General features: G+C 40.7%; 15 protein-coding genes and 1 rRNA gene. 14 read left to right on the top strand and 2 right to left on the bottom strand.

Going from position 1 to position 11,625, the window contains the following annotated elements:
• The 11 genes from ACIQXN_RS21310 to ACIQXN_RS21260 form a co-directional block, all read left to right on the top strand.
• A partial coding sequence (locus ACIQXN_RS21310) for a DNA-directed RNA polymerase subunit alpha (RefSeq protein ID WP_402971520.1) occupies window positions 1-855 on the top strand: 855 nt, incomplete at its 5' end.
• 81 nt (window positions 856-936) lie between these two features.
• Window positions 937-1,299 (top strand): 50S ribosomal protein L17, encoded by a 363-nt coding sequence (gene rplQ / locus ACIQXN_RS21305; protein ID WP_057915229.1) that lies wholly within the window; start codon window positions 937-939, stop codon window positions 1,297-1,299.
• A gap of 369 nt (window positions 1,300-1,668) precedes the next feature.
• Window positions 1,669-2,508, top strand: a complete 840-nt coding sequence (locus ACIQXN_RS21300) for an energy-coupling factor ABC transporter ATP-binding protein (RefSeq protein ID WP_402971517.1) — start codon at window positions 1,669-1,671, stop codon at window positions 2,506-2,508.
• Window positions 2,484-3,350: an energy-coupling factor ABC transporter ATP-binding protein gene (locus tag ACIQXN_RS21295; RefSeq protein WP_402971514.1), complete on the top strand. Its 867-nt coding sequence runs from the start codon at window positions 2,484-2,486 to the stop codon at window positions 3,348-3,350. Before ACIQXN_RS21300 ends, ACIQXN_RS21295 begins: the two co-directional genes overlap by 25 nt.
• On the top strand, window positions 3,350-4,147 hold the full coding sequence (gene cbiQ, locus ACIQXN_RS21290; protein ID WP_402971511.1) for a cobalt ECF transporter T component CbiQ: 798 nt from the start codon (window positions 3,350-3,352) through the stop codon (window positions 4,145-4,147). Before ACIQXN_RS21295 ends, cbiQ begins: the two co-directional genes overlap by 1 nt.
• A 13-nt stretch (window positions 4,148-4,160) precedes the next feature.
• Complete coding sequence (truA, locus tag ACIQXN_RS21285) at window positions 4,161-4,901, top strand: tRNA pseudouridine(38-40) synthase TruA (RefSeq protein ID WP_402971507.1); 741 nt, start codon at window positions 4,161-4,163, stop codon at window positions 4,899-4,901.
• A 279-nt stretch (window positions 4,902-5,180) separates the two neighbouring features.
• A complete protein-coding gene (gene rplM, locus ACIQXN_RS21280; RefSeq protein ID WP_034304960.1) occupies window positions 5,181-5,618 on the top strand; it encodes a 50S ribosomal protein L13 in 438 nt (145 codons plus the stop codon).
• A 20-nt stretch (window positions 5,619-5,638) separates the two neighbouring features.
• A complete protein-coding gene (gene rpsI / locus ACIQXN_RS21275; protein WP_402971505.1) occupies window positions 5,639-6,031 on the top strand; it encodes a 30S ribosomal protein S9 in 393 nt (130 codons plus the stop codon).
• A 182-nt stretch (window positions 6,032-6,213) separates the two neighbouring features.
• A complete protein-coding gene (locus ACIQXN_RS21270) occupies window positions 6,214-6,639 on the top strand; it encodes a DUF2521 family protein (protein WP_402971502.1) in 426 nt (141 codons plus the stop codon).
• Window positions 6,640-6,732: 93 nt separating this feature from the next.
• A complete protein-coding gene (gene cwlD, locus ACIQXN_RS21265) occupies window positions 6,733-7,449 on the top strand; it encodes an N-acetylmuramoyl-L-alanine amidase CwlD (RefSeq protein ID WP_402971499.1) in 717 nt (238 codons plus the stop codon).
• Between the two features lie 144 nt (window positions 7,450-7,593).
• Window positions 7,594-8,652: a P-loop NTPase gene (locus ACIQXN_RS21260; protein ID WP_402971496.1), complete on the top strand. Its 1,059-nt coding sequence runs from the start codon at window positions 7,594-7,596 to the stop codon at window positions 8,650-8,652.
• A 41-nt stretch (window positions 8,653-8,693) separates the two neighbouring features.
• Here ACIQXN_RS21260 and gerD read toward each other — a convergent pair whose 3' ends face one another.
• Window positions 8,694-9,281 carry a spore germination lipoprotein GerD gene (gene gerD, locus ACIQXN_RS21255; RefSeq protein WP_402971493.1) on the bottom strand — a complete coding sequence of 196 codons (588 nt, stop codon included), beginning with the start codon at window positions 9,279-9,281 and terminating at the stop codon, window positions 8,694-8,696.
• A 140-nt stretch (window positions 9,282-9,421) separates the two neighbouring features.
• Between gerD and ACIQXN_RS21250 the strand changes: the two genes are divergently transcribed.
• Entirely contained in the window at window positions 9,422-10,096 is a 675-nt protein-coding gene (locus ACIQXN_RS21250) for a KinB-signaling pathway activation protein (protein ID WP_402971490.1), read from the top strand.
• Window positions 10,097-10,184: 88 nt separating this feature from the next.
• Here ACIQXN_RS21250 and pdaB read toward each other — a convergent pair whose 3' ends face one another.
• A complete protein-coding gene (gene pdaB, locus ACIQXN_RS21245) occupies window positions 10,185-10,937 on the bottom strand; it encodes a polysaccharide deacetylase family sporulation protein PdaB (RefSeq protein WP_402971486.1) in 753 nt (250 codons plus the stop codon).
• Window positions 10,938-11,062: 125 nt separating this feature from the next.
• On the opposite strand from pdaB, the gene ACIQXN_RS21240 reads away from it, so the two are divergent.
• Window positions 11,063-11,287, top strand: a complete 225-nt coding sequence (locus ACIQXN_RS21240) for a hypothetical protein (RefSeq protein WP_402971482.1) — start codon at window positions 11,063-11,065, stop codon at window positions 11,285-11,287.
• 272 nt (window positions 11,288-11,559) lie between these two features.
• Window positions 11,560-11,625: ribosomal RNA gene (locus tag ACIQXN_RS21235) — 16S ribosomal RNA — on the top strand; the annotation flags it as partial.

Here is an 11,625-nt window from a genome sequence, read left to right as displayed (position 1 = left end):
GGGTATTGTACTACATTGGGTAACTCCTTAAGTCGTATCCTATTATCCTCACTCCCAGGTGCTGCTGTCACAGCTATACAAATTGATGGAGTGCTACATGAGTTCTCAACAATTGAAGGCGTCGTAGAAGATGTAACATCAATCATCCTTAATGTGAAAAAGCTAGCTCTTAAGATTTATTCCGATGAGGAAAAGACGCTAGAAATTGACGTTTCGGGTGAAGGGGTCATCACGGCTGCTGATATCACTCATGATAGTGATGTAGAAATTCTTAACCCGGATTTATATATTGCTACAATCGGTAAAAACGGTCATATGCGTATGCGCTTATCTGCACGTCGCGGCCGCGGCTACACTCCTGCTGTTCAAAACAAGAGGGAAGATCAGCCTATTGGTGTAATTCCAATTGATGCGATTTACACTCCAGTTTCACGCGTATCTTTCCAAGTGGAAAATACTCGTGTAGGACAGTTGTCTAACTTTGACAAGTTAACGTTCGATGTTTGGACTGATGGCAGTACGGGTCCGCAAGAAGCGGTAGCACTTGGAGCTAAGATTTTAACAGAGCATTTGAATATCTTTGTTGGTCTAACTGATGAAGCTCAAAATGCAGAAATCATGGTTGAAAAAGAAGAAGACCAAAAAGAAAAAGTTCTTGAGATGACTATCGAAGAATTAGATCTTTCTGTTCGTTCTTATAATTGCTTGAAACGTGCTGGAATCAACACCGTTCAAGAGCTTGCTCATAAAACGGAAGAAGATATGATGAAAGTGCGTAATCTAGGTCGTAAATCACTTGAAGAAGTGAAAGCGAAACTAGAAGAATTAGGCTTAGGTCTTCGTAAAGACGACTGATAACATGGCGGAATCATCCATTATGTTGTGAGCCTTTACTAGACACACAATATAGAACTTCAACAAAGGAGGGAATCTCTAATGGGTTACAGAAAGTTAGGACGCACTAGCGCACAACGTAAAGCATTACTTCGTGATTTAGCTACGGATCTTATCATCCATGAGCGCATCGAAACTACTGAAGCACGTGCTAAAGAATTACGTTCTGTAGTAGATAAAATGATCACTCTTGGTAAACGTGGTGACTTGCATGCACGCCGTCAAGCTGCAGCATTCATCCGTAACGAAATCGCTGACGCTGAGAAAGGCACAGATGCCCTTCAAAAGCTATTTAGTGACGTTGCTCCACGTTATGAAGAACGTCAAGGCGGATACACTCGTATCATGAAAGTTGGTCCACGCCGCGGTGACGGTGCACCAGTCGTGGTTATTGAATTAGTTTAATAACAACGATGAAAAAGGGCAGGACAAAGGAATATACTCACTTGTTCTATGCCCTTTTTCTTTTTTTATTTTAGGTTCTGTATGTTAGAAATTCGCATTGAGTGTTACGATGGCTGGCGAAACCTTTATGGGAGCCTTCACGTCTAGCTCAAGCACCCCTTCCCGCTTTTGATAAGCGATCCAATAAGATAACCTGTTTTTCGTAACAGGACTGCTCAAAGCTGCTCTTAATTTACCGAAAATTCTTTCGGTGGAAGGGGTGCAGCGTTTTTTTATATGTTCAGAAATAATTGCTGATATTTCATTGATGGTTTAAGTTATTTGAGCCGAGTAAGAAAGATGAGTGCAGTCGAGGATGAGGAGGGCCACATGAGGAAGAAGCTGGTTTCTTTAAATAATATTATTTTCAAATATGAGGGTCAGTCTAAAAACGCCTTAGATGATGTATCTTTTGATATATATCAAGGGGAGTGGCTTGCAATTGTTGGTCATAATGGTTCCGGCAAGTCGACTTTAGCGAAATTATTGAATGGTCTTCAATTCGCCCACTCAGGTACGATCATGATTAATGATCAAATATTGACAGATGAAACCGTTTGGGATGTCCGAAAAAAAATTGGGATGGTTTTTCAAAATCCTGATAATCAGTTTGTAGGCACTACAGTTCAGGATGATGTGGCTTTTGGTTTAGAAAACGCCGGTGTTTCTCAGCAGGTTATGGTGGAGCGTGTTCATGGTGCATTAACTAAGGTCAAAATGAATGCCTTTCTTAATCAAGAGCCGCACCATCTATCCGGCGGTCAAAAGCAAAGGGTTGCCATTGCGGGCGTTATTGCCCTGCAACCAGATATAATCATTTTAGATGAGGCAACTTCTATGCTTGACCCGAGAGGCCGTGAAGAAGTGCTTGAAACGGTTAGAGAATTAAAGCAGGAAAATGAGATTACCGTAATCTCGATTACCCATGATCTTGAGGAGGCTGCGAAAGCTGACCGGATGATTGTCATGAATCAAGGCCGGTTATATCGTGAAGGGACTCCTGAGGGCATCTTTAAATTAGAGGAAGAACTAATTGCCCTTGGACTGGATATACCTTTTTCGGTAAAGCTAAGTAAAGAACTTCAAAAAAATGGCGTTCGTGTCGTGAATGGGCATTTGACAGAGGAAGAGTTGGTGAAGGATTTATGCGAATTACACTCGATGAGGTAGAATACCGCTACCAGGTGAATACTCCATTTGAACATTTGGCCCTTCATGACGTCAATATATCGATGGAATCGGGAACGTATACAGCAATTATCGGTCATACAGGTTCCGGTAAATCGACGCTACTGCAGCATTTAAATGCCCTCCTAAAGCCGACTAAGGGTCAGGTCATCATTGGCGACCGTACGATCATTGCTGGGAGAAAAGAAAAACTACTGCGGCCAATTAGGCAAAAAGTAGGCATCGTCTTTCAATTCCCGGAACATCAACTATTCGATGAAACGGTGGAGAAGGATATTTGTTTTGGTCCAATGAATTTTGGGGTTTCTGAAGAAGATGCTAAAGTACTGGCTAAAAAAGCCATCATACAGGTAGGTCTGAGTGAGGAATTCCTTGATAAATCTCCTTTTGATTTGTCTGGTGGCCAAATGAGACGGGTGGCCATTGCAGGTGTCTTGGCAATGGAACCAGATGTATTGGTATTGGATGAGCCCACAGCCGGACTTGATCCGCGCGGCCGAAAAGAAATCATGGACATGTTTTATGACCTGCATAAAGTCAGGGGCATTTCGACTATTTTAGTGACCCATAGCATGGAAGATGCGGCAAAGTATGCCGATGATATCATTATCATGCATAAGGGAACCGTGTTCCAAAAAGGAACGCCTCAGGAAATCTTTTCACAACCAGAGCAATTGCTTGAGTTAGGATTGGATGTCCCGGATACGGTTCGGTTCCAACTCAAACTACAAAAAGAGTTAGGTGTTCGTTTCGATCATCCCTGTCTTAATATCGAGGATTTGGCCATAGAAATCGATAAAGCCATGAAACGGGGGAACCGCTAATGCTTGATAAAATGATTATCGGGCGATATGTCCCTGCTGACTCTGTGGTGCATAAAATGGACCCTCGGGCTAAACTATTACTTGTGTTCCTTTTTGTCTGTGTGATCTTTTTGGCTAATAATGTAGTTTCATACGCTCTTCTTGCAGCATTTACAGTATTGTTAATCGTCTTATCCAAGATTCCGCTTCGTTATCTTTATAATGGGTTAAAGCCTATTCTCTTCCTAATCATCTTCACTTTTCTTCTCCATATCTTTTTTACGAAAGAAGGAGAACTGCTTTTTGATTTTGGTTGGATTGAAATATACGAAGGCGGTTTGATTCAAGGCTTATTTATATCTGTAAGATTCACCTTATTGATACTGGTTACGTCACTCCTCACCTTGACGACTACACCCATTTCGATAACGGATGGCATGGAAGAGCTTTTAGGGCCTCTTAAGAAGTGGAAGATGCCTGTTCATGAACTTGCTTTGATGATGTCGATTGCCCTTCGCTTTATTCCTACACTTATGGAAGAGACGGACAAGATCATGAAGGCACAAACGGCAAGAGGCGTGGACTTTTCATCGGGTCCCATTAAGGATCGTGTTAAGTCCATTGTTCCGTTACTTGTTCCTTTGTTCGTCAGTTCATTCAAACGAGCAGAAGAATTGGCGACAGCCATGGAATCCAGGGGGTACCGTGGCGGGGAGGGCCGTACGAAATACCGGCAGTTACAATGGAGGGTCAGTGATAGCCTGCTGATGGTCTCCATTGCGGTCCTTACAGTCATGTTATTTATATTACGTTCATAAGAGGTAAGAGTAGATGCCAAAGTATAAATGTTTGATAGCCTATGATGGTACAGAATTTGCTGGTTATCAGGTGCAGCCAGAGAAAAGAACCATCCAAAGTGAATTCGAGGCCGTATTAGCTCAGATTCACAAGGGGACCATTGTCAAAGTGACAGCCTCGGGAAGGACAGATTCAGGGGTTCATGCCAAGGGGCAGGTCCTTCATTTTGATTCCCCGCTGGTCTTCCCTACGGAAAATTGGGTAAAAGCCTTCAGTGCACTGCTTCCGAATGATATCATTGTTTTGGAAGTGGAGATTGCCCCTGATGATTTCCATGCAAGATTCCACACGACGGGCAAGGAGTACCGATATATCATTGACCGTTCTACGTTAAGGAACCCGTTTCAGCGCAATTATGCCTATCATTACCCTTATCCAATAGATGAGGAAGCAATTACTGAAGCCATTTCTTATTTAGTGGGTACTCATGATTTTACCAGCTTTTGTTCGGCTAAGACGGAAGTGGTTGACAAGGTACGGACCATTCAGGAAATTGATTTCCACGAGGTTGATGGATTTTTAGTCTTTCGGTTTGTTGGAGAAGGTTTCTTGTATAATATGGTCCGTATCTTGGTCGGGACGTTGCTTGAAGTTGGTAGTGGTAAGATAGCTCCCCGTGAAATCATTGATATTTTGAACAAAAAAGATCGAAGCTTTGCAGGGAAAACAGCACCGGGGCAAGGATTGTATTTATGGAAAGTATTTTACAAATAAAAAATATTTTCAGGGTGCACCGAAATTTTTACAAGTAATGAAAAGACTTGAATTTGTTGAGGCCGCTACGGACGTGGCATAACGGCCCTAAAGAATCTTTTCGTGAAGATATCGAATCAGTTTTTAAGACAACTTATCCTAGTGTAACATTCCCTTGACAATGCTACTGGGAGAAGTTAATATAATATGGTATGTATTTTAATCCCACGATAAGCCCCGGAAGTTTATTGTGATTGAAAATAAATATAAAAAATTAAAAAGTTTTTTAGGAGGTTAACCATGCGTACGACATTTATGGCGAAAGCTAATGAAGTAGAACGTAAATGGTATGTGATTGACGCTGAAGGCAAAACTTTAGGTCGCCTTTCTACTGAAGTAGCATCCATCTTACGTGGTAAACATAAACCAACTTTTACACCGAACATCGACACTGGTGATCATGTAATCTTAATCAATGTAGAAAAAATTCACTTGACTGGTAAAAAATTGACTGACAAAATTTATTACCGTCACACTATGCACCCAGGCGGTCTTAAAACTAGAACTGCTCTTGAGATGCGTACAAACTACCCTGAGAGAATGCTTGAACTTGCTATCAAAGGTATGCTTCCAAAGAATTCTCTTGGTCGTCAAATCTACAAAAAATTACACGTATACGCTGGAGCTGAGCACCCACACGCTGCTCAACAACCAGAAGTTTACGAATTACGCGGATAATTACTAAGGAGGTTACTATCTTGGCACAAGTTCAATATTATGGTACTGGTCGCCGTAAGAGCTCAGTAGCTCGTGTACGTTTAGTACCAGGCGAAGGTCGCATCGTTATTAACGGTCGTGACATTAATGAATATATTCCTTTCGCAGCATTACGTGAAGTTGTAAACCAACCACTAGTTGCTACAGAAACTACTGGAAATTACGACGTTCTTGTAAACGTTAGCGGTGGTGGATACACTGGACAAGCTGGAGCAATCCGTCACGGTATCGCTCGTGCATTGCTTCATGTAGACCCAGAATTCCGTCCAGCTCTTAAATCTGCTGGATTATTAACACGTGACCCACGTATGAAAGAACGTAAAAAATACGGTCTTAAAGGCGCACGTCGTGCACCTCAGTTCTCAAAACGTTAATCTTTTGGGACTTCAAAAAAGCTCCAGCCATTCTATGGCTGGAGCTTTTTTTATTTCTATAGCCTTCTACTCTAATTAATTATTTCCAATTGAATCAGTGAATGGTTCACGCTGGTAAGTAAAAGCTATATGCATCTTGGGAAATAATTTGGGAAATGGGGTCTGACCCCGGAGGTGAATCGATGAGTGTGGTTGTAGGTTTACAGGAGATGCAGCGAGAGCGGCAGTTGAAGTTTGAACGAAAGTTACTTAGGGAGTTATCGATTGAGGATATGAGGGGCAGGATCAAACGTTATTTTGGAGAGGAATACCTGGATGTCTTGGAAGAGGGGTATTTTGATGTGGCTATAGAGGCTTATCTATTGGGGGCGAATTATAGTAAGTTTGGGTATTATGGAGAGTCGGAAGAGGATGTAAGAGCCCGTTGTAGGAAGGAAGAAAAATTTTTGATTGATACCCTTTTTAACTTCATTTTATATTGGCGTGAGGTGACGGTAAGTAACGCCATCGATGAAGGAGTTTTTTACTGTTGTGAAGGATTTGTAGGGGAATGGTGGTTAGACGGCTTTAAGACGGGTGAAAAACGATATAAGATGAAACTTCATTAAAAGGGAGGTTTGTATCCTTCAAAATAACCTGTTCTAACTCCTTGGTTTGTCCCATATTTTATAGATAAAGGGGCTAGTGGAAGGAGAACGGTCATGCGCAGGAAATTAAAATATACAGGCATCGCTATGGGGTTGTTTGTCCTTTTCTTAATTGTGACTTTCAAATTTGTTGAAGATGATTCTTGGGAGTCTTGGAACCTTCCACTGACTGGTAAGGTCATCATACTTGATGCAGGTCATGGGGGAATGGACGGGGGGGCCAATGTCCAGGAAGCAATGGAAAAGGATATCGCCCTTTCAGTTACGTTGAAGGTAAGGGATTATCTACAGGAACAGGGTGCTCTTGTTCTTTTGACGAGAGAAAAGGATATTGATCTCGCTTTGAAAGATACAAAAGGAATCCGTAAACGAAAACAAGAAGATCTCAGGAACCGGGTTCAAATGATCAATGATTCTGAAGCGGACTTATTTCTAACCATTCATTTGAATTCATTTCCCTCGGCGTCGTCTAAAGGGGCTCAAACCTTTTATACAAATCGGTTTGAGGAAAATGAACAGGTGGCAAAGTTTATCCAGACAGAAATCATAAGAAACTTAGAAAATACAAAAAGAGACGCGAAAACAATTAATCATGTATATTTGATGAATTATGCAAAGAAACCGGGGGCGTTGGTTGAGATAGGCTTCCTCTCTAATAACGAAGAACGAGAGAGGTTAATGAGTGACAAATACCAAGAGAAAATTGCAAGTTCGATATATATGGGAATCCTACGGTATTTTACGGAGGAGAAGCTGTCGGATCCGGATTGATTTTTTGGAAAAAGGTCTTGATATACAAGGCCTTTTTGTTATGTTGACATAAGAGGAAGTCCATGGTGCAGATAATAAGCTTTATTTCCGTATTATGATATACTACAATTGGGAAAAGAAAACATATTCAAAGGGGTGCTCGACTTGTTAACTGAAGAGAAAGTACTGAATTTATTGAAGGATCTTAAGGACCCTTTTCTACATAAAAGCCTTGCAGATACAAATGGAATCTTGGAAGTGAAGATCAAACCTGAAAAAAGTCATGTAAGCGTTAAGCTGGCTATCGCAAAAACAGGTACTGCAGAGCAAATGCAAATGCAAACAGAAGTTGTCGATCTATTGAAAGGAAACGGAGCGGAATCGGTGGGGATCCGATTCGCGGAACTACCCGAGGAAGAGTTGGCTAAGCATCGTGATAGTATCCCTCAGGATGATAAAGATTTAGGATTGCTTGGACCAAACAATAAGACACAATTTATCGCGATTGCGAGTGGTAAAGGGGGAGTGGGTAAATCCACGATTTCTGTAAATTTAGCTACCTCCCTTGCTCGTCTTGGTAAAAAAGTTGGACTGGTCGATGCTGATATATATGGCTTCAGTGTACCGGATATGATGGGAATCACGAAAAGGCCGGTTGTCCGTGGGGAAAGAATCATCCCTGTCGAGCGTTTTGGCGTTCAGGTGATTTCTATGGGCTTCTTCGTGGAAGATAATGCTCCGATAATCTGGAGAGGGCCGATGCTCGGAAAAATGTTGAACAGTTTCTTCAATGAAGTGGAATGGGGCGAATTGGATTACTTGGTTCTTGATTTACCACCAGGTACAGGAGACGTCGCGTTGGATGTCCATACCATGCTTCCTTCATGTAAAGAGATCATTGTCACTACCCCACATCCGACTGCAGCCTTTGTTGCAGCAAGGGCTGGAGCCATGGCTATTAAAACGGAGCACGAGGTTATCGGGGTAATTGAAAACATGTCGTATTTCGAAAGTAAAACCACTGGTGAGAAGGAATACGTATTTGGTAAAGGTGGAGGGGCGAAGCTTGCAGAAGAACTTCGTACAGATGTTTTAGGACAACTTCCTCTTCAACAACCTGACTGGAACGAAGAAGATTTCGCACCTTCTATATACGCGGCTGACCATAGATTAGGTAAGATTTATGAGGACATCGCAAACAAGGTCATTGATAAATTGCAATAAGAAGAAAAGGCTGCTTCCCATTTGGAAGTAGCCTTTTCTTCTTATTCTTTAGATTTACCCTCGGTTTTCGATTTTTCCTCTTTTTCGATGGCTTTAGTAGCAGCTTTATCTAAGCTCTTCTGCATTTTTGCTTCAACAAGCGGGCTTTCCATCGTCTCTATGATCAGTTTTTTATAGACGGCTCTCATTTCTTTCGTTTTAAGTAACTTATTCATTTCCTTTTCCAAATCAGGTTCTTGTAAGATCTCTATCAGCATGCCTCGATACTGTGGGTCCTTTGTTAAGTCTTTCAATAGCTTTTCATGCTCGTCTTTTAAAGCCTTCGCGTAAGCAGCGGTGAATTCAGGATCTTTAAAAGCCTTTTTCCAAAATTCTTTCCCTTTATCGGAAGTTACAGTATCTTCAATGGATTTCTTAATGATATCCGAGTCCATAATAAGTTCAGTTTTTGTTTTATCATCGGCAATGGTATCCTGTATCGCTTTTTTTCCATCGTCAGTTTTTAAGATATCGACGACCATCTTTTTTGTCTCTTCATAATCCATTTTCCCTTCACTAGCTCCATTTTGTGAACAACCGGTACAAAAGAGCAAGAGTGATGTGAAAAACAAAGCAAACCCCATTTTCATACGTAGAGCCCCCTCTTTAATGTTACATACTGTTAATATGGTTCCCGGTAAGGGATATTATCCATTGGTACAATAAGTGGATTTTTCCAAATATGGTTGGTACAATTAAGGAAATAAATAGAAACGCATGGAGGAAAAGAATGAACAGCCGTAATTTAGTTCGATTGTTTATGACAACATTGCTTATAGGTGGGGTAACGGGTGGAGTCGTAGGATTCATAGCCCGGTGGAGTGAATTTGAATCTTATTTCACATCATTTGAAATTGCATCCATACTTTCGACGTTTGTTTGGTTATTTGGGGTGGGATTGATTTTCAGTGTGATAAGTCAAGCGGGATTTTTTGCTTATTTAACGATACATCGTTTCGGCCTGGGGATCTTTAAAAGCGTTTCGTTATGGAATGCGGTACAAGTAGTCCTCATAATTTTTGTTTTATTTGATTTAGTCTATTTACGTTTTCTTACCTTTGGATCAGGTGAAGGAATTGGTTCCTACATATTTTTAGCTTTGGTGGTCCTGGTGATAGGGATGGTTACCGCGTATTTTAAGATGAGACAAACGAATAAACAGGCATTTATTCCTGCACTATTTTTCATGGTGGTGGTGACGGTACTAGAGTGGATACCTGTCCTCAATACTAATGAGGAAGGTTGGCTCTATTTCATGTTGTTCCCGTTACTTGTATGTAATGCCTACCAATTAATGATACTGAGTAATCTGATCAATCGTTCCCAAAAAGAGTTAGCAGGCAAAAAGGTTCGGAAGCAAACTAATGAAAAGAAGTTTAAAGCTGAAGGGTTAGAAGGTAAGTGAATCCTTCTGAAAGCGGAGTTTATATGTCCATCATGAAAAACCTGACTATCCTAAGTCAGGTTTTTCGCGTCTATATCCCAGTAGGCAATTATTTTATTTCTTCACTTCTTGCTGATGAATTGGAAATCATCTCTGAAACATTAACAAAGTTCAGGTCTTTGCCACGGAGTTCTTCAATCAAATCGGGAAGTGCTTTATTAGTTTGCTTAGCAGAGTCGGACGCGTGCAATAAGATGATATCTCCCTTATGAGCCTTGCTAACGTTTTGAACGATTCGTTCAACGCCCGGATTCGTCCAGTCTTTTGAATCTATACTCCAATGAACCACGGTATAACCAAAATTTTCGCTGATTTTAAGGAGCCGCTTATCGAAATGACCGGTCGGTGCCCGTAATAGTTCGATGTTTTTTACATTTAGCTTTTTGAATACTTCCTGTGCTTTGGAAATGTCCCGGATAATTTCCTGGTCACTGAGATCGGTGTAATCTTTATAGTCGTAACCAAGTATTCCAATCTCATAGCCCTCTTTCACAATAGCTGCTACCGTGTCAGGGTGACGTTCAGCCCAAGAACCAGAAAGAAAAAAGGTGGCTGATTTAATCTTTTCATTTTTTAACGTTTCTAATATAGGAGCTGATTTCTCATCGCCCCATCCAATATTGAATGTAATGGCAATATTTTTATCCCCTTTATAAACGGCTTTAGGTCCATCCTCGGTAGAAAAAACAGGAGCATGCAGAATATTTTGCACAAAAAGAAACCACGCGGTAAATATAGCCGTAATTAAAATTAACGAATATTGTTTGATGTTCTTTGCTTGAAACACCATGAAGAATTTCATTAATCCATCCCCTTGTCCAAATGCTCTTGTCATCATATTTATGCTCGTATTGTGAAGTTATGCAAAAAAAGAAAAGCTATATAAATAGGGTTGGTGGGGAAAGATGGTTTTTGGAGGTGTTGAATATGCTGGGTCTTCTGATTAATGAAAAGGAAAAGGAGGAATTACTGTATCTCCTTAAAAGAGAAATGGATGAAATTCTATTTGATTTACAGGATGAGAGGATAGATCATATAGTTAAAAGGGCAATCAATGAGAAGTATAATATCCTGTTCGATTTGTTTAAAAGGATGGGTACAGAAAAGGAATGTCTTGCCTATGTACGGGCCAAGAGCAACTCGAAAAAATAATCAAAAATAATATTTCGGAAATCTATTGACTATTAAATAATTCGCTGGTATATTATAAAAGTTGCTGCAAGACATTAGCTTTTTAAAAAAAAGATTTAAAAACTTTTTGAAAAAAGTTATTGACGAAGCGGAAGCGACATGGTAAGATATTAAAGTCGCTAAGGACATCAGCGATAGAGATTGCTCTTTGAAAACTGAACAAAACAAAGCGCCAACGTAAATTTTGAGTGAGCACACACTATGAAAAAAGCAAAATGAGCAAGTCAAACATTTCTTCGGAGAGTTTGATCCTGGCTCAGGACGAACGCTGGCGGCGTGCCTAATACATGCAAGTCGAG

This window comes from Peribacillus sp. NPDC097295, from assembly GCF_044761665.1.
In the GTDB taxonomy this organism is placed as follows: domain Bacteria; phylum Bacillota; class Bacilli; order Bacillales; family DSM-1321; genus Peribacillus.
The sequence above is the reverse complement of the archived record's forward strand: the minus strand, read 5'-3'. Positions and strand labels throughout refer to the sequence as shown.